The organism is Klebsiella sp. HC6, from assembly GCF_022605325.1.
Taxonomy (GTDB): domain Bacteria; phylum Pseudomonadota; class Gammaproteobacteria; order Enterobacterales; family Enterobacteriaceae; genus Klebsiella; species Klebsiella terrigena.
The window spans coordinates 3,760,047-3,776,614 of the sequence record NZ_CP093276.1; the positions used below are offsets into that span (position 1 = coordinate 3,760,047).

At 60.4% G+C, this 16,568-nt stretch carries 14 protein-coding genes; 8 read left to right on the forward strand and 6 right to left on the reverse strand.

The genetic code is table 11. The annotated features are described in order from the left end of the window. Positions 1-143: 143 nt before the first annotated feature. Genes efeB through efeU form a run of 3 tightly spaced genes read right to left on the reverse strand, consistent with a single transcriptional unit; the run spans position 144 to position 3,447 of the window. Positions 144-1,427, reverse strand: coding sequence for an iron uptake transporter deferrochelatase/peroxidase subunit (gene efeB / locus MMW58_RS18105; protein WP_159236469.1), 1,284 nt, complete (start codon positions 1,425-1,427; stop codon positions 144-146). A gap of 4 nt (positions 1,428-1,431) precedes the next feature. Next, positions 1,432-2,559 carry an iron uptake system protein EfeO gene (gene efeO, locus MMW58_RS18110; protein WP_132511024.1) on the reverse strand — a complete coding sequence of 376 codons (1,128 nt, stop codon included), beginning with the start codon at positions 2,557-2,559 and terminating at the stop codon, positions 1,432-1,434. 48 nt (positions 2,560-2,607) lie between these two features. Next, positions 2,608-3,447: an iron uptake transporter permease EfeU gene (efeU, locus tag MMW58_RS18115; protein WP_123707395.1), complete on the reverse strand. Its 840-nt coding sequence runs from the start codon at positions 3,445-3,447 to the stop codon at positions 2,608-2,610. 273 nt (positions 3,448-3,720) lie between these two features. Between efeU and MMW58_RS18120 the strand changes: the two genes are divergently transcribed. Further along, positions 3,721-4,905 carry a NupC/NupG family nucleoside CNT transporter gene (locus tag MMW58_RS18120; RefSeq protein ID WP_241721776.1) on the forward strand — a complete coding sequence of 395 codons (1,185 nt, stop codon included), beginning with the start codon at positions 3,721-3,723 and terminating at the stop codon, positions 4,903-4,905. A 93-nt stretch (positions 4,906-4,998) separates the two neighbouring features. Here MMW58_RS18120 and MMW58_RS18125 read toward each other — a convergent pair whose 3' ends face one another. Together MMW58_RS18125 and putP are read right to left on the reverse strand one after the other, a co-directional pair. Further along, the gene (locus MMW58_RS18125) at positions 4,999-5,433 is read right to left on the reverse strand and encodes a DUF3574 domain-containing protein (RefSeq protein ID WP_133597398.1); all 435 of its coding nucleotides are present in this window, start codon (positions 5,431-5,433) and stop codon (positions 4,999-5,001) included. 147 nt (positions 5,434-5,580) lie between these two features. Further along, positions 5,581-7,089, reverse strand: coding sequence for a sodium/proline symporter PutP (gene putP / locus MMW58_RS18130; RefSeq protein WP_241721777.1), 1,509 nt, complete (start codon positions 7,087-7,089; stop codon positions 5,581-5,583). Between the two features lie 481 nt (positions 7,090-7,570). Here putP and putA point away from each other — a divergent pair, with 481 nt between their 5' ends. Together putA and MMW58_RS18140 are read left to right on the forward strand one after the other, a co-directional pair. Then, entirely contained in the window at positions 7,571-11,533 is a 3,963-nt protein-coding gene (gene putA / locus MMW58_RS18135; RefSeq protein WP_241721778.1) for a trifunctional transcriptional regulator/proline dehydrogenase/L-glutamate gamma-semialdehyde dehydrogenase, read from the forward strand. A gap of 136 nt (positions 11,534-11,669) precedes the next feature. Then, positions 11,670-12,065, forward strand: coding sequence for a lysozyme inhibitor LprI family protein (locus MMW58_RS18140; protein WP_159236473.1), 396 nt, complete (start codon positions 11,670-11,672; stop codon positions 12,063-12,065). On the opposite strand, the gene rutR is transcribed toward MMW58_RS18140, so the two are convergent. After that, positions 12,062-12,700: an HTH-type transcriptional regulator RutR gene (gene rutR, locus MMW58_RS18145; protein ID WP_041144920.1), complete on the reverse strand. Its 639-nt coding sequence runs from the start codon at positions 12,698-12,700 to the stop codon at positions 12,062-12,064. The two genes, MMW58_RS18140 and rutR, sit on opposite strands and share 4 nt — an antisense overlap. A gap of 285 nt (positions 12,701-12,985) precedes the next feature. Between rutR and rutA the strand changes: the two genes are divergently transcribed. The 5 genes from rutA to MMW58_RS18170 are packed head-to-tail and all read left to right on the forward strand — an operon-like array spanning position 12,986 to position 16,559. Then, entirely contained in the window at positions 12,986-14,077 is a 1,092-nt protein-coding gene (gene rutA / locus MMW58_RS18150) for a pyrimidine utilization protein A (RefSeq protein WP_128878545.1), read from the forward strand. Further along, positions 14,077-14,787 carry a pyrimidine utilization protein B gene (gene rutB, locus MMW58_RS18155; protein WP_095096233.1) on the forward strand — a complete coding sequence of 237 codons (711 nt, stop codon included), beginning with the start codon at positions 14,077-14,079 and terminating at the stop codon, positions 14,785-14,787. Before rutA ends, rutB begins: the two co-directional genes overlap by 1 nt. Beyond that, positions 14,780-15,175, forward strand: a complete 396-nt coding sequence (rutC, locus tag MMW58_RS18160) for a pyrimidine utilization protein C (protein ID WP_041144918.1) — start codon at positions 14,780-14,782, stop codon at positions 15,173-15,175. Before rutB ends, rutC begins: the two co-directional genes overlap by 8 nt. Then, positions 15,172-15,972, forward strand: coding sequence for a pyrimidine utilization protein D (gene rutD, locus MMW58_RS18165; RefSeq protein WP_241721779.1), 801 nt, complete (start codon positions 15,172-15,174; stop codon positions 15,970-15,972). The genes rutC and rutD overlap by 4 nt, the downstream gene beginning before the upstream one ends. Then, the gene (locus MMW58_RS18170) at positions 15,969-16,559 is read left to right on the forward strand and encodes a malonic semialdehyde reductase (protein WP_241721780.1); all 591 of its coding nucleotides are present in this window, start codon (positions 15,969-15,971) and stop codon (positions 16,557-16,559) included. Before rutD ends, MMW58_RS18170 begins: the two co-directional genes overlap by 4 nt. The last annotated feature ends 9 nt before the right edge of the window (positions 16,560-16,568 follow it).

Consider the following 16,568-nt stretch of genomic DNA (forward strand, 5'->3'; position numbering starts at 1 on the left):
TTCACATACAGACAACAAATAATTTTCATTGCAGCTCTGGAGAGTTTCCGACAATTAGATTACAGAAAAATAACACAAGGCAGGAAATACAAAAAAAGAATGGAAAAACAGCAGAAAACGCCCTGCCCTTGCGGGCAGGAACGTCAGGCTTCAAGCAGGGACTGCGCCAGGTAGTGCTGGCTATCCTTGACGCCCGGCAGCGCAAAGAAGTAGCCGCCGCCGATCGGCTTGACGTACTCCTCCAGCGCTTCGCCGTTGAGACGCTTTTGCACCGTCAGGAAACCTTTTTCCAGATCGTGCTGATAGCAGACAAACAGCAGCCCCATATCCAGCTGCCCGGAGTTGGTCACCCCCAGCGAATAGCTGTAGCCGCGGCGCATCATCAGGTTCGACTGCGTCTGCGGCGTGCGCGGGTTAGCCAGCCGAATGTGGCTATCCAGCGCGATAATATCGCCATCGGGATCTTTCGCGTAATCCGGCACGTCGTGCTCGTGCTGCATCCCCAGCGGCGCGCCGCTGTGCTTGTCGCGGCCGAAAATCGTCTGCTGCTCCTTCAGCGGCGTACGATCCCAGAACTCAACGTGGAACTGGATAATGCGCGCCGCCTGATAGCTGCCGCCCGTCGCCCACGCCGGTTCTCCCTGTCCGGCGGTAACCCACACTACCTCATCCATCAGCGCGTCGTCGGTGCTCACCGGGTTCGCCGTGCCGTCCTTAAAGCCCAGCAGGTTAACCGGCGTCTCTTTGCCTTTGCTCCGCGCGGCGCTATCGGAGATAAAGCCCTCGCGCTTCCAGCGAACGCTCAGCAGATCCGGGGTATGCTTAATCACATCGCGCAGCGCGTGGATCACCGTATCCTGGGTGTTGGCGCAAATTTGCAGCAGCAGATCGCCGTGACAGAGCGCGGCATCCAGCGAATCGTTGGGAAAGCGCGTCATCTTCTGCAGCTTCTTCGGCGCGTGTTCCGCGAGCCCATAGCGCTCGTCAAACAGCGAATGGCCGACCGAAACGGTCATCGTCAGGTTATCCGGGGCGATCCACGGCCCGAGAATGCCCGAGTCCATCGGCGGCAGGCGCGGATTCGGCGTGTCCGGCGCCGGCCCGCCCTTGGTCAAGAAGGCAATACGCTGGGTCAGCAGGCGGAAGAGACGCTCGAGGTCGGCCTTATCGCCGGCCAGCACGTCGAAGGCCACCAGCATCATCGCGGTTTGCTGCGGGGTGAGGATCCCCGCCTGGTGCAGCCCATAAAAGGGCTGCTCCTCCATACGCGCGTTGGGCGACAGCGTGCCCGGCGAGCTGGTGCTTTTGGCCGCATGCGCAACCGGACAGCCGCCGGCGATGGCCAGCGCGCCGCCTAGCGCGCCGATCCCTTTTAATAACCGCCGACGTGACGGTTCATTCACCTCGAATTGCTTCTGCTCTGCCATTGCTTTAGTCCAGACCCAGGATCCCGCGCAGCTGAGCCAGATCTTCCGCCAGGGTGGTGATCGGGCCTTTCAGCGCGTTACGATCCGCATCGGTCAGCTTGTCATAGGTCTCATAGCCGTCTTTGGTGCGGTATTTCGCGAGGATCGCGTCAACTTTCTTGAAGTTAGCGTCAACTTTCGCCAGCAGCGCGGCGTTCTCTTTCTGCAGCTGCGGACGCAGCAGGTCGACAATTTTCTGCGCGCCGTCAACGTTGGCCTGGAAGTCCCACAGGTCGGTGTGGCTGTAGCGATCTTCTTCGCCGCTGATTTTGCTGGCGGCCACTTCTTCAATCAGGCCCGCGGCACCGCCCACCACTTTAGACGGCGGGAACGCCAGCTCGCTGATGCGTTTTTGCAGCTCCAGCACGTCGGTATTCAGACGGTCGGCGTAGCTCTCCATGCCCTTGGTGCTGTTGTCGCCAAACAGGGCTTTTTCCAGACGGTGGAAGCCGGTGAATTTCGGATCTTCCGCTTTCTTCTCGTAGTCGTCTTCACGGGCATCAATGCTGCCGTCAAGATCGGAGAACAGCTCGGCGATCGGTTCGATACGCTCGTAGTGCTGACGCGTCGGGGCATACAGCGCTTTCGCTTTTTCGATATCGCCCGCTTTCACCGCGTCGGTGAAGGCCTTCGTGCCGGTAACCAGCTGGGCAGTTTCCGCCGTGACGTAGGCTTTATAGGCGGTAATCGCTTCGCCGAGGCTCAGCAGCGCGTCGGCTTTCGCCGCGTCTTTGGTGGCCGCACCGGTGACAATCAGCTTCCCTTTCGGGTTGGTCAACAGGCCGCAGGTCATATCGTATTCGCCCGGCTGCAGGTTAGCCGTCAGCTTTTGCGTAAAGCCCGGCGCAATGTTTTCGCGCTCTTCCACGACCATCACGCCTTTAAGGATCTCCCACTCCAGCGCCTTCTGACTGTGGTTCTGAATGATGAACTGCGTTTTACCCGCTTTCACGGTCACGTTCATCGGTTCACACTGCTTGTCATTAACGGTCACTTTTACCTGCGGAATATCCGCAGCCTGGGCGCAAAAGGCGGAGCTGAACAACGCTGCGACGGCAAGCTGCAGCGCATTACGGCGAAAATGAGTCATCATGATCATCCCTTTCGGTAAGTATGTGGTAACGATATATCCTGCGGCGCCCTACTTAAGCGGAGCGGTACGCGAGGCTGCTGGATTGCTACGCGGCGGCAGCGCAAACAGCACCAGCGCCGGAATCAAATAGATAAAGTACACCGCCACTTCGCTGACGGTCGGCGCTTCCTGATAGCCGAAGATGCCTTCAAGCAGCGTACCGAACAGGCTGTGCGTCGACAGCACGCCGCTCAGATCGAACGCCACGTCCTGGAAGTGGTTCCACAGCCCGGCCTCGTGAAAGGCGCGAATGGCGCCGGCGGCAAGGCCCGCGGCGACCAGCAGGATGAACAGGCTGGTCCACTTGAAGAACGCGCCGAGATTAAGGCGGATGCCGCCCCAGTACAGCAGGAAACCGAGGACGACGGCGGTGGCGAGGCCAAGCATCGCGCCCAGCGGCGGCCAGATACCGACATCCTGCTGGAACGCCGCCAGCAGGAAAAATACCGACTCCAGGCCTTCGCGCGCCACGGCAAAAAAGACCATCATCACCAGCGCCCAGCCGTGGTTGTTACCGCGCTGCAGGGCGTTATCCACCGCCTGCTCCAGCTGCTGCTTCACGTTGCGCGACACCTTGCGCATCCAGAACACCATCCAGGTCAGGATAAAGACCGCGACCAGCGCCACGATGCCCTCAAACAGCTCCTGTTCACGCTGCGGGAATTCGCCGGTTGTTTCGTTGATGAAGATCCCCAGGCCGAGGCACAGCGCCGCCGCGAGGATAACCCCAATCCACATTACGCCAATCCAGTTTCCGCGCTGAGTGCGTTTCAGATAGCTGGCGATCAGGCTGACAATCAGCGCTGCTTCCAGGCCTTCACGTAACATGATGAGAAATGGAACAAACATGCCGACATCCTTAAATGTGAGCCGCGGTCAACGGATGCAAAGATAGGTAAATATTTCTGATAGTGATTATCATTACAATAATCAGAAACACAAGTGAAATGTGTAGAGAATGATGACGAGTTGTAAATTAATCGCTGGAAAATAATTACTTAGGCAATTATTCACCTGCGCCGGCGGCAGCGGGCAGGATCGGCGGTTTTTTCGCAGCAGATATTTACCGGAGGTAGCGGCTGTGGCTAAATAGCGGCCTTATTTACCTGCGAAAAGAATAATATGACTCAGTTTTTACACTTCCTGCTGGCGCTGGTGGTTATCCTCGGCCTTGCCTGGCTTGCCAGCTATGACCGACAAAAAATCCGCTTTCGCTATATTATCCAGTTAATTGTTATTGAAATTGCCCTGGCTTTCTTTTTTCTCCACGCCGAAAGCGGCCTGTGGATAGTTAAAAATATCTCCGGCTTTTTCACCTCATTACTCGGCTTTGCCGCTGAGGGCACCAGTTTTGTATTTGGCGGCATGAGTGAAAAAGGCCTGGCCTTTATTTTCCTCGGCGTACTGTGCCCGATTGTCTTTATCTCGGCGCTGATTGGTATTCTCCAGCACTGGCGCATTCTGCCCATTTTTATTCGCGTCATCGGCACCCTGCTGTCAAAAGTCAACGGCATGGGCAAGCTCGAGTCCTTTAACGCCGTCAGCTCGCTGATCCTCGGGCAGTCGGAAAACTTCATTGCCTATAAGGGCGTGCTCGGCGATCTCTCCTCCCGCCGGCTGTTCACCATGGCCGCCACCGCCATGTCGACGGTGTCGCTATCGATTGTCGGCGCGTATATGAGCATGCTGGACGCGAAATACGTCGTCGCGGCGCTGATCCTCAATATGTTCAGCACCTTTATTGTGCTATCCATTATTAACCCGACGCGACCGGGCAGCGAACAGGAGATTAAGCTGGAGAAGCTGCATGAGTCGCAGAGCTTCTTTGAAATGCTCGGCGAATATATTCTGGCTGGCTTCAAGGTGGCGATGATTATTCTGGCGATGCTGATGGGCTTTATTGCCTTAATCAGCGCCGTTAACGCCCTCTTCGCCACCGTATTTGGCCTCAGCTTCCAGCAGATTCTGGGCTACGTCTTTTACCCGCTGGCGTGGCTGATTGGTATTCCGCTCAGCGATGCGCTGAACGCCGGGAGCATTATGGCAACCAAGCTGGTGGCCAACGAATTTGTCGCCATGATCGAGCTGCAGAAAATTGCCGCCGGCATGACGCCGCGCGGGCTGGGCATTCTGTCGGTCTTCCTGGTCTCTTTTGCTAACTTTGCCTCGATTGGCATTATCGCCGGCGCCATTAAGGGGCTTAACGAGCCGCAGGGCAACATTGTTTCCCGCTTCGGCCTGCGCCTGGTCTACGGCGCGACGCTGGTCAGCCTGCTCTCCGCCAGCTTCGCCGGTCTGGTGCTGTAAGCGCGAGCTTGCGCCGCGAATATCGCCGCAATTAAGGCGGGGCATCGCCCCGCCTTTTATTTAGCAACACCTTAATTGTGCAGCGCAGGTTATTTAGAAATGAACGCAAACCTGGCGATCGACGCGCATCACTGACTCCTGGGCGAAGCGCGACTTATAGATCGTGCGCAGCGCCTCAATCCCCTCTTCGCTCTTCGCATCTTTCCCGTGGATCAGCATCAGCGCCTTGCTCTGCTCGCGCGCCACGGTCCCGTCGTTACCCAGCCACTGGCCGCGGGCGTCAAACACCGTCAGGCCGTCGCGAAAGCGCGGGGTGACGTCGCGGTCAACAAACTGCTGCCACTCCGCGGGGGTGATATCTTTACCCGCCGGACGGCTGAGGCCAAAGTACAGCGTGGTCTGCTCCATGGAATTGTCCGCCGGGCAGGCGCCGGCAGCCGGCGCTGAAACGGTCGTTTTGGCCGGCGCCACGCAGCCGCCAAGCAGCCCTGCCAGCACCAACGCCATCGCACCCTGTCTGAAACTCATATTGCTATCCTCATTGTTATTTGTGCTCAGATATCAGCGTATTTTCAGAGAATTAGCAAGAGGGTTCCCGTCGGTCTCGGTCCGGCTGCGGCGAGCCGCGGGCACAAAAAAGCCCGCCGGAGGCGGGCTGTAGCAGAAAGCCTGTGCTTACTCAGCGGTCGCGCGGACCGGCGGCGCGGAGTGATAGTGGGCATCGGCCTCGGCAAAACGCTGCTGCATAGATGCCGAAGGCGCTTTGCTCAGCAGGCTGAAGACCACGATCCCGAGGCTGCCAAAGATGAAGCCAGGGATGATTTCGTACAGGCCCAGCCAGCCAAACTGTTTCCAGACGATAACGGTCAGCGCGCCGATAACCATGCCGGCCAGCGCGCCGTTGCGGGTCATGCGTGACCACATAACGGAGAACAGCACCACCGGACCGAAGGCCGCGCCGAAGCCCGCCCACGCGTAGCTCACCAGGCCCAGCACGCGGTTGTCCGGATTGGCCGCCAGCGCGATGGCAATCAGCGCCACCACCAGCACCATCATCCGACCGACCCACACCAGCTCTTTCTGCCCGGCGTTTTTGCGCAGGAAGGCCTTATACAAATCCTCGGTGATCGCGCTGGAACAGACCAGCAGCTGGCAGCTCAGGGTTGACATCACCGCCGCCAGAATCGCCGACAGCAGGATCCCGGCAATCCACGGGTTAAACAGGATTTGCGCCAGTTCAATAAATACGCGCTCGGAGTTCTGATTTACCGCCCCGGCCAGCGCCGGGTTGTTGTTAAACCACGCGATGCCGAAGAAGCCAACCGCCACGGCGCCCGCCAGGCAGAAGATCATCCAGGTCATGCTGATGCGGCGAGCGTGGACGATGCTGTGATGGGAGTCCGCCGCCATAAAGCGTGCCAGAATATGCGGCTGACCAAAGTAGCCCAGCCCCCAGCCCATCAGCGAAATAATGGCGACGAAATTAAGCCCCTTCAGCATATCGACGTTTTCAATGCTCTTTTGCTTAATCACTTCCAGCGAATCGCCGAAGCCGCCGACGGAAATAATCACCATCACCGGCGTCAGGATCAGCGCGAAAATCATCAGGCTGGCCTGCACGGTATCGGTCCAGCTTACCGCGAGGAATCCGCCGACGAAGGTATAAATAATCGTCGCGGCAGCACCGGCCCACAGCGCCGTTTCGTAGCTCATGCCAAAGGTGCTTTCAAACAGACGCGCGCCGGCAACGATGCCGGAGGCACAATAAATAGTGAAGAACAGCAAAATAACCAGCGCGGAGATAATACGCAGCACCCGGCTTTTATCTTCAAAGCGGCCGGTGAAATAGTCCGGCAGGGTCAGCGCATTATTATTCACCTCGGTATGAACGCGCAGGCGGCCGGCGACCAGCTTCCAGTTAATCCACGCCCCCAGCGTCAGGCCGATGGCAATCCAGCTCTCGGAAATACCGGAAAGAAATATGGCTCCCGGCAGCCCCATCAGCAGCCAGCCGCTCATATCCGAGGCTCCGGCGGACAGCGCGGTCACGAAGGGACCGAGGCTACGGCCACCGAGAATATAATCATCGAAGTTCTTCGTCGATCGCCAGGCAATAAACCCGATCAGTACCATGCCAAATATATAAACAGTAAAAGTCACCAACATCGGGGTGCTAATAGCCATGCAAATCTCCAGATTTTTTGTCGACAGCGTCCAGATTTGTCGTTTTATTCCACTACCGGAACGGGGTAATGGCACAATGGTTGTATTGGGCGACCGTATCCTGAGGGAAGCGGCGGTTTTTCACAAACGATTTAACACAGCATTTACACTAATTCCGCCGATGACCAAACCTCATTTTGTTATAGGTTGCACTTCCTCACGTTTTTATTGGTTGCACCTGGTAAAACTGTTAACTGACGCAGATAAATACGCCTTTAAATAAAGGTTAAATTACCGCTAATCCCATCATTAAATTTAACAACAAAACCATTTTTCAGCCTGACCCACAAGTTACGATTAACAAGGTTGCACAAAGTTGCAACATAGTAGATATTCCTACGCAACCTCATAACCGCACAGAAGCTCAGCTCGCCGAATCATGCCGCCACAATACGGGTCCGGTCATGGATGAAGCGAGTGACCAATAACAGGAGTTCATGACATGGGCACCACCACCATGGGCGTTAAACTTGACGAAGCTACGCGCGAACGCATCAAGTCCGCCGCCAGCCGTATCGACCGCACGCCGCACTGGCTGATTAAGCAGGCGATTTTCAACTATCTGGAAAAGCTGGAGAATGACGAATCGCTGCCCGAGCTTCCGGCGCTGCTCTCCGGAGCGGCCAACGAAAGCGACGACGCGGGTCCGCTGAGCGAAGAGCCGTACCAGCCGTTCCTTGAATTTGCCGAGCAGATCCTGCCCCAGTCGGTGGCGCGGGCAGACATTACCGCCGCTTATCGCCGCGCCGAAACCGACGCCGTGCCGATGCTCCTCGAGCAGGCCCGCCTGCCGCAGGCGCTGGGCGAACAGGCGCATAAGCTGGCCTGGACGCTGGCGGAAAAGCTGCGCAATCAAAAAACCGCCAGCGGGCGCGCCGGCATGGTGCAGAGCCTGCTGCAGGAGTTCTCCCTCTCCTCCCAGGAGGGCGTGGCGCTGATGTGCCTCGCGGAGGCGCTGCTGCGTATTCCGGATAAAGCCACCCGCGACGCCCTTATTCGCGACAAGATCAGCAACGGTAACTGGCAGTCGCATATCGGCCGCAGCCCGTCGCTGTTCGTTAACGCCGCCACCTGGGGGCTGCTGTTTACCGGCAAGCTGGTCTCCACCCACAATGAAACCAGCCTGTCGCGCTCGCTGAACCGAATCATTGGTAAAAGCGGCGAGCCGCTGATTCGCAAAGGCGTCGATATGGCGATGCGCCTGATGGGCGAGCAGTTCGTCACCGGCGAAACCATCGCCGAAGCGCTGGCCAACGCCCGCAAGCTGGAAGAGAAGGGCTTCCGCTACTCCTACGATATGCTCGGGGAAGCGGCGCTGACCGCCGCCGACGCCCAGGCCTATATGGTCTCCTATCAGCAGGCAATTCACGCGATTGGCAAAGCCTCCAACGGCCGCGGCATCTATGAAGGGCCGGGGATCTCCATCAAGCTCTCCGCCCTGCATCCGCGCTACAGCCGCGCGCAGTACGATCGGGTGATGGATGAGCTCTATCCGCGCCTGAAGTCGCTGACCCTGCTGGCGCGCCAGTACGATATCGGCATTAACATCGACGCCGAAGAGGCCGATCGCCTGGAGATCTCTCTCGACCTGCTGGAGAAGCTGTGCTTTGAGCCGGAGCTGGCGGGCTGGAACGGGATCGGCTTCGTGATTCAGGCCTATCAGAAGCGCTGTCCGTTCGTGATTGACTCGCTGATCGATCTCGCCACCCGCAGCCGCCGTCGTCTGATGATCCGCCTGGTCAAGGGCGCCTACTGGGACAGCGAAATCAAGCGCGCGCAGATGGACGGCCTGGAAGGCTACCCGGTTTATACCCGCAAGGTTTACACCGACGTCTCCTATCTCGCCTGCGCGAAAAAGCTGCTGACGGTGCCGAGCCTGATTTACCCGCAGTTCGCCACCCACAACGCCCATACCCTGGCGGCCATTTACCAGCTGGCGGGGCAGAACTATTATCCGGGTCAGTACGAATTCCAGTGCCTGCACGGCATGGGCGAGCCGCTGTATGAGCAGGTCGTAGGCAAAGTGGCCGACGGCAAGCTCAACCGACCGTGCCGAATCTATGCCCCGGTCGGCACCCACGAAACCCTGCTGGCCTACCTGGTTCGCCGCCTGCTGGAGAACGGCGCCAACACCTCCTTCGTCAACCGCATCGCCGATACTAGCCTGCCGCTTGACGAACTGGTCGCCGACCCGGTCAGCGCGGTCGAGAAGCTGGCCCAACAGGAGGGCCAGGCCGGCCTGCCGCATCCGAAAATTCCGCTGCCGCGCGATCTCTATGGTCAGGGCCGCAGCAACTCCGCGGGGCTGGATCTGGCGAACGAGCACCGCCTCGCCTCCCTCTCCTCCTCTTTACTCAACAGCGCCCTGCACAAGTGGCAGGCCCTGCCGATGCTGGAGCATCCGGCTGCCGAAGGCGAGCTGCAGGCGATCGTTAACCCTGCCGAGCCGAAGGATATCGTCGGCCACGTGCGCGAAGCCAGCGACGAAGAGGTACAGCAGGCGCTGACCAGCGCGGTCAACTGCGCGCCGATCTGGTTCGCCACCCCGCCGCAGGAGCGTGCGGCCATCCTCGAGCGCGCGGCGATCCTGATGGAAGGCCAAACGCAGACGCTGATCGGGATTCTGGTGCGCGAAGCGGGTAAAACCTTCAGCAACGCCATCGCCGAGGTTCGCGAAGCGGTCGACTTCCTGCACTACTACGCCGGCCAGGTTCGCGACGATTTTGATAATGAAACCCACCGCCCGCTGGGTCCGGTGGTGTGCATCAGCCCGTGGAACTTCCCGCTGGCGATCTTCACCGGCCAGATTGCCGCCGCGCTGGCCGCGGGCAACAGCGTGCTGGCGAAACCCGCCGAGCAGACGCCGCTGATCGCCGCTCAGGGCGTGGCGATTCTGCTGGAGGCCGGCGTCCCGCCGGGCGTTATCCAGCTGCTGCCGGGCCGCGGGGAAACCGTCGGCGCGGCGCTCACCGGCGACCAGCGCGTGCGCGGGGTGATGTTTACCGGCTCCACCGAGGTTGCGACGCTACTGCAGCGCAACATCGCCAGCCGCCTTGACGCCCAGGGGCGTCCGACGCCGCTGATTGCCGAAACCGGCGGCATGAACGCGATGATCGTCGACTCGTCGGCGCTGACCGAACAGGTGGTGGTTGACGTGCTGGCTTCCGCCTTCGATAGCGCCGGCCAGCGCTGCTCCGCGCTGCGGGTGCTCTGTCTGCAGGAGGAGATCGCCGACCATACGCTGACCATGCTGCGTGGCGCAATGGGCGAATGCCGGATGGGCAACCCGGGCCGCCTGACCACCGATATCGGGCCGGTGATTGATGCCGAAGCGAAAGAGAATATCGAGCGCCACATTCAGACGCTGCGCGCCAAGGGGCGCAACGTCTTCCAGGCGGTGCGCGAGAACGGCGACGACGCCCGCGAATGGCAGAGCGGAACCTTCGTTCCGCCGACGCTTATCGAACTCGACAGCTTTGACGAACTGAAAAAAGAGGTCTTTGGCCCGGTCCTGCACGTGGTGCGCTATAACCGCAACGCGCTGGATCGGCTGGTTGAGCAGATCAACGCTTCCGGCTACGGCCTGACGCTCGGGGTCCATACCCGCATCGACGAAACCATCGCCCAGGTCACCGGCAGCGCAAAAGTCGGCAACCTGTACGTCAACCGCAATATGGTGGGCGCGGTGGTTGGCGTCCAGCCGTTCGGCGGCGAAGGCCTGTCGGGCACCGGCCCGAAAGCCGGCGGCCCGCTGTATCTGTACCGCCTGCTCTCAAGCCGTCCGCACAACGCCGTCGGCGCAACCCTTGCCCGCCAGGACGCTGAACGTCCGCTGGACGCCCAGCTGAAAACCCTGCTGGAAAAACCGCTGGTCGCGCTACAGCAGTGGGCCGCAGGCCGGCCAGAGCTGCAGGCGCTGTGCCAGCAGTATAGCGAACAGGCGCAGGCCGGCACCCAGCGCCTGCTGCCGGGGCCGACCGGCGAGCGCAACACCCTGACCTTTATCCCTCGCGACCGCGTGCTGTGCGTGGCGGATAATGAACAGGATACGCTGACCCAGCTGGCGGCGGTTGCCGCCGTCGGCTGCGAGATCCTGTGGCCGGATAACGCCCTGCATCGCGAACTGGCGAAGAAGCTGCCACGCGAAGTCAGCGAGCGCATCCGCTTCGCCAAAGAGGCCGAGCTCACCGCCCAGGCCTTCGACGCGGTGATTTACCACGGCGACTCCGATCAGCTGCGCGCGCTGTGCGAACAGGTGGCGGCGCGGGACGGGGCGATCGTTTCGGTACAGGGATTCGCCCGCGGCGAAACCAACCTGCTGCTGGAGCGCCTCTATATCGAGCGCTCGCTCAGCGTCAATACCGCGGCGGCGGGCGGAAACGCCAGCCTGATGACCATCGGCTAAGGCCGATTCCCGCAGGCGGCGTCGGGCAAAACCCTGGCCCGCCGCCGGGGGATCGCAGACCGGATGACAGCAGGCCAAAGCTGTGGTTAATTAAGGCTCCCGGACGGGGGCCTTTTTTATGTATGGGAGTGGAACAATGAAACGCACTTTACTCGCGCTTGCCGCCCTGTTAGCAAGCGGTCAGGCGCTGGCGGACGAATGCGCCAATGCCAACAATCAGATGGAGATGAATCAGTGCACGGCGGCGCAGTATCAGGCGGCCGACGGCAAGCTCAACCAGACCTACCAGCAGGCGCTGAAGCGCGCCTCAGGCAGCCAGCAGGCGCTGCTGAAGAAATCTCAGCTGGCGTGGATCGCGCTGCGCGACGCCGACTGCGCGTTTTTGACCTCCGGGTCCGAAGGCGGCACCATCCAGCCGACGCTCGTCAACCAGTGCATGACGGACAAAACCGTGGAGCGCGAATCGTATCTCTCCTCGCTGCTGCAGTGTGAAGAGGGCGATCTGAGCTGCCCGCTGCCGCCGGCCAACTAGCGCACCCGGATCCCTTCAACGATCATCCGCTGAACGTTCTCCACGGTCTGCTGAAAGAACGCTTCATCGCGCAGCGTTGCGCCGGTCACCGCCTCAATCTGGGTGGCAAAATCGGCGTAATGCTGCGTGGTGGCCCAGATCATAAAGATCAGGTGCTGGGGATCGACCGGCGCCAGCTTGCCGCTTTCAACCCAGCCGGAAACGATCGCCGACTTTTCATCCACCAGCGCTTTCAGATCGCCGGTTAGCTCCCCCATCAGCAGCGGCGCGCCCTGCAGCATCTCGAGGCAGAACAGCTTTGACGCCTGCGGATGGTCGCGGGAGACCTCCAGCTTCAGGCGAATGTACTCGCGGATCGCCACCAGCGGGCTGATATCTTCGCGAAAGGCCTTCAGCGGCGCCAGCCAGATGGTGAGGATCTGCTGCAAAACGGCAACGTACAGCGCCTCTTTCGACGGGTAGTAGTAAAGCAAATTGGTTTTCGATACCCCGGACAGCTCCGCAACCTGCTCAAGCCGCGTGCCGTGAATGCCAAATTGCGAAAACGCGTCCAGCGCGGCGGCGAGGATAGCCTCTTTCTTTGCGCTCACCGCCAGCGAACGCTTGCCGCTTTTTTTCTCGGCGCCCTGTGCCATTTGTTATCTCCTTGTTTCACCGCCATCAGCATAGCAAAAGCCCATCGCCGACACGACCTCCTGCACCCCAATTGCGCATGACCGCCGTTTTTTCGTGCACCGATTTTGACCATTTAGTCTACTTTTCCAGGGCTCACATCCGGCAACCATTAAGCAACACATTAATAACATTGGCATTTGTAAAACTGGCATCGTCTTTGCTTTATCAGATTAGCGAGGTGGCTCAGGAAGATGCAGGATGCAGCGCCGCACGCCTTCTTGTTTAACGACCGCAAAGAGGTGCATATGAAAATTGGTGTCTTCGTTCCGATCGGCAATAACGGCTGGCTCATCTCCACCCATGCCCCGCAGTACATGCCGACGTTTGAGCTGAATAAAGCGATTGTGCAGAAAGCCGAGCACTACAACTTTGACTTCGCGCTGTCGATGATCAAGCTGCGCGGCTTTGGCGGTAAAACCGAATTCTGGGATCACAATCTCGAATCCTTCACCCTGATGGCGGGCCTCGCGGCGGTGACGTCGCGGATCCAGATCTACGCCACCGCCGCCACCCTGACCCTGCCTCCGGCCATCGTCGCCCGGATGGCCTCCACCATCGACTCGATTTCCGGCGGCCGCTTCGGCGTCAACCTGGTCACCGGCTGGCAAAAGCCGGAGTACGAGCAGATGGGGATCTGGCCGGGTGACGACTATTTCGCCAGCCGCTACGACTATCTCAGCGAATATGTCCAGGTGCTGCGCGATCTGTGGGGCACCGGGAAGAGCGACTTTAAGGGCGACCACTTCACGATGAACGACTGCCGCGTCAGCCCGCAGCCGTCGCAGCCGATGAAGGTTATCTGCGCCGGACAAAGCGATGCCGGCATGGCCTTCTCCGCCCAGTACGCCGACTACAACTTCTGCTTCGGCAAAGGGGTCAACACCCCGGCCGCCTTCGCCCCGACCGCCGCGCGCATGATGCAGGCGGCAGAAAAAACCGGTCGCGACGTCGGCTCGTACGTGCTGTTTATGGTTATCGCCGACGAAACGGATGAAGCCGCGCGCGCAAAATGGGAGCACTACAAGGCCGGCGCCGACGAAGAGGCGCTGGCGTGGCTCACCGAGCAGAGCCAGAAGGATACCCGCTCCGGCAGCGATACCAACGTCCGCCAGATGGCCGACCCCACCTCGGCGGTCAATATCAACATGGGCACCCTCGTCGGCTCCTACGCCAGCGTCGCCCGCATGCTCGATGAAGTCGCCGCGGTCCCAGGTACCGACGGCGTGCTGCTGACCTTTGATGATTTCCTCTCCGGCATTGACGCCTTCGGCGAGCGCATTCAGCCGCTGATGCGCTGCCGCGACCATATTGCCACCGCTACTCGCGAGGTTGCCTGATGATTACCCTTCCCGCTCGCCCGGAATCCTTAACCTTCGCGGCGCAAAACAGCGCGCTGATCGTGGTGGATATGCAAAACGCCTATGCAAGCCAGGGCGGCTATCTCGATCTGGCCGGGTTTGACGTCTCCGCCACCCGGCCGGTTATCGACAATATCAACACCGCCGTCGCCGCCGCCCGCGCCGCCGGAATGCTGATTATCTGGTTCCAGAACGGCTGGGACGACCAGTACATGGAGGCTGGCGGCCCCGGCTCGCCCAATTACCATAAATCCAACGCCCTGAAGACCATGCGCCGCCGTCCCGAGCTGCAGGGCAAGCTGCTGGCTAAAGGCGGCTGGGACTACCAGCTGGTTGATGAGCTTAAGCCGCAGCCGGGCGACGTGGTGCTGCCAAAACCGCGCTACAGCGGCTTCTACAACACCCAGCTGGACAGCATTTTGCGCAGCCGCGGCGTTCGCCACCTGGTGTTCACCGGCATCGCCACCAACGTCTGCGTGGAGTCCACCCTGCGCGACGGCTTCTTCCTCGAATATTTCGGCATCGTGCTGGAGGACGCCACCCATCAGGCCGGACCGGCCTTCGCTCAGCAGGCGGCGCTGTTCAATATTGAGACCTTCTTTGGCTGGGTCAGCGACGTCGCCAGCTTCTGCGACGCCCTGCAGCCCGCCAGCCCCATCCCGTTCCCGGAGGAGAAACGTTATGCCTAAACAGGTCATTATTCCACCCGGCACCACTACGCCGATCGCCCCTTTCGTTCCCGGCACGCTGGCCGATGGCGTGGTGTACGTCTCCGGTACGCTGCCGTTCGATAAGCAAAACAACGTGGTCTATATCGGCGACCCAAAGGCGCAAACCCGTCACGTTCTGGAGACCATCCGCAGCGTTATCGAAACGGCGGGGGGCAGTATGGAGGATGTGACCTTCAACAGCATCTTTATCACCGACTGGAAAAACTACGCCGCGATTAACGAAGTTTACGCCGAGTTCTTCCCCGGCGATAAGCCGGCTCGGTTCTGCATTCAGTGCGGCCTGGTGAAGCCTGAGGCGCTGGTGGAGATCGCCACGGTGGCGCATATCGGGAAGCCGGCGCTATGAAGCTCAATATCGCCCCTGCGCCTTATGTCGGCGCCCCGGTTGTGGTGCTAAGCGCCGGGCTGGGCGGCGCCGGCAGCTACTGGACCGCCCAGCGCGCGCCGCTGGCAGAGCGATACCAGCTGGTGACCTATGACCAGAACGGCACCGGCGAAAACGCCGGCCCACTGCCCGCCGCCTACAGCATGGCGACTATGGCCCAGGAGCTGTGGCAGGCGCTGGAGAAGGCCGGAATTACGCGCTTCGCGCTGGTGGGCCATGCGCTGGGAGGATTGATCGGCCTGCAGCTGGCGCTCGACAAACCCCGGGCGGTCAGCGCCCTGGTGCTGGTTAACGCCTGGCTAACGCTGTCGACCCACACCCGCCGCTGCTTCCAGGTGCGCGAGCGCCTGCTGCATACCGGCGGCGCTCAGGCGTGGGTGGAAGCGCAGCCGCTGTTCCTCTATCCGGCGGAATGGATGGCCGCGCGCGTGCCGCGCATGGAGGCGGAGGACGCCCTCGCGCTCAGCCATTTTCAGGGTAAGGACAATCTGCTGAAGCGGCTACAGGCGCTGAAGCAGGCTGACTTCTCCCGGCAGGCGGCGGCGGTGACCTGTCCGACCCTGATGATCAGCGCCCGTGACGATCTGCTGGTGCCCGCCTCCTGCTCGCGCTCGCTGCAGGCCGCAATCCCCGGCAGTCAGCTGGTGGAGATGGCCTGGGGAGGCCATGCTTGTAACGTCACCGATACCGAGACCTTCAACCCCATTTTATGCGACGGGCTTGCCGCGATGCTGCCCGCCGGCCAGGAGAGTTTATGAGTGAGAGTATTAGCCAAAGCGCGTGCGACACGCTGTTCGGCCACGCCAGGACCCACAGCGGCTGGCTGGATAAGCCGGTAGCCGACGGCCTGCTGGAGGAAATTTACGCGCTGATGAAAATGGGCCCAACCTCGGCCAACTGCTCTCCGGCGCGGATCGTTTTTGTCCGCACCCCGGAGGGTAAAGAGAAGCTGCGCCCGACGCTCTCCAGCGGCAACGTGGAAAAAACCCTCCGCGCGCCGGTCACCGCCATCGTGGCGTGGGACAGCGCCTTTTACGATCGCCTGCCGGAGCTGTTTCCCCACGGCGACGCCCGCAGCTGGTTTACCTCCAGCCCCCAGCTTGCCGAGGAGACCGCGTTCCGCAACAGCTCCCTGCAGGCGGCCTATCTGATTTTCGCCTGCCGCGCGCTCGGTCTGGATACCGGGCCGATGTCGGGATTCGATCGGGAAAAGGTCGACGCGGCGTTCTTTGCCGACAGCGGATGGAAAAGCAACCTGTTGATTAACATCGGCTATGGCGATGAGACAAAGCTCTACGATCGCCTGCCGCGTCTCACCTTTGACGACGCCTGCCGGCTGGCATAAGGAGCCTCC

Excerpts from the sequence above, each read along its gene's own strand:
- efeB (WP_159236469.1), bottom strand. The coding sequence starts at position 1,427 with ATGGCAGAGCAGAAGCAATTCGAGGTGAATGAACCGTCACGTCGGCGG.
- efeO (WP_132511024.1), bottom strand. The coding sequence starts at position 2,559 with ATGATGACTCATTTTCGCCGTAATGCGCTGCAGCTTGCCGTCGCAGCG.
- efeU (WP_123707395.1), bottom strand. The coding sequence starts at position 3,447 with ATGTTTGTTCCATTTCTCATCATGTTACGTGAAGGCCTGGAAGCAGCG.
- MMW58_RS18120 (WP_241721776.1), top strand. The coding sequence starts at position 3,721 with ATGACTCAGTTTTTACACTTCCTGCTGGCGCTGGTGGTTATCCTCGGC.
- MMW58_RS18125 (WP_133597398.1), bottom strand. The coding sequence starts at position 5,433 with ATGAGTTTCAGACAGGGTGCGATGGCGTTGGTGCTGGCAGGGCTGCTT.
- putP (WP_241721777.1), bottom strand. The coding sequence starts at position 7,089 with ATGGCTATTAGCACCCCGATGTTGGTGACTTTTACTGTTTATATATTT.
- putA (WP_241721778.1), top strand. The coding sequence starts at position 7,571 with ATGGGCACCACCACCATGGGCGTTAAACTTGACGAAGCTACGCGCGAA.
- MMW58_RS18140 (WP_159236473.1), top strand. The coding sequence starts at position 11,670 with ATGAAACGCACTTTACTCGCGCTTGCCGCCCTGTTAGCAAGCGGTCAG.
- rutR (WP_041144920.1), bottom strand. The coding sequence starts at position 12,700 with ATGGCACAGGGCGCCGAGAAAAAAAGCGGCAAGCGTTCGCTGGCGGTG.
- rutA (WP_128878545.1), top strand. The coding sequence starts at position 12,986 with ATGAAAATTGGTGTCTTCGTTCCGATCGGCAATAACGGCTGGCTCATC.
- rutB (WP_095096233.1), top strand. The coding sequence starts at position 14,077 with ATGATTACCCTTCCCGCTCGCCCGGAATCCTTAACCTTCGCGGCGCAA.
- rutC (WP_041144918.1), top strand. The coding sequence starts at position 14,780 with ATGCCTAAACAGGTCATTATTCCACCCGGCACCACTACGCCGATCGCC.
- rutD (WP_241721779.1), top strand. The coding sequence starts at position 15,172 with ATGAAGCTCAATATCGCCCCTGCGCCTTATGTCGGCGCCCCGGTTGTG.
- MMW58_RS18170 (WP_241721780.1), top strand. The coding sequence starts at position 15,969 with ATGAGTGAGAGTATTAGCCAAAGCGCGTGCGACACGCTGTTCGGCCAC.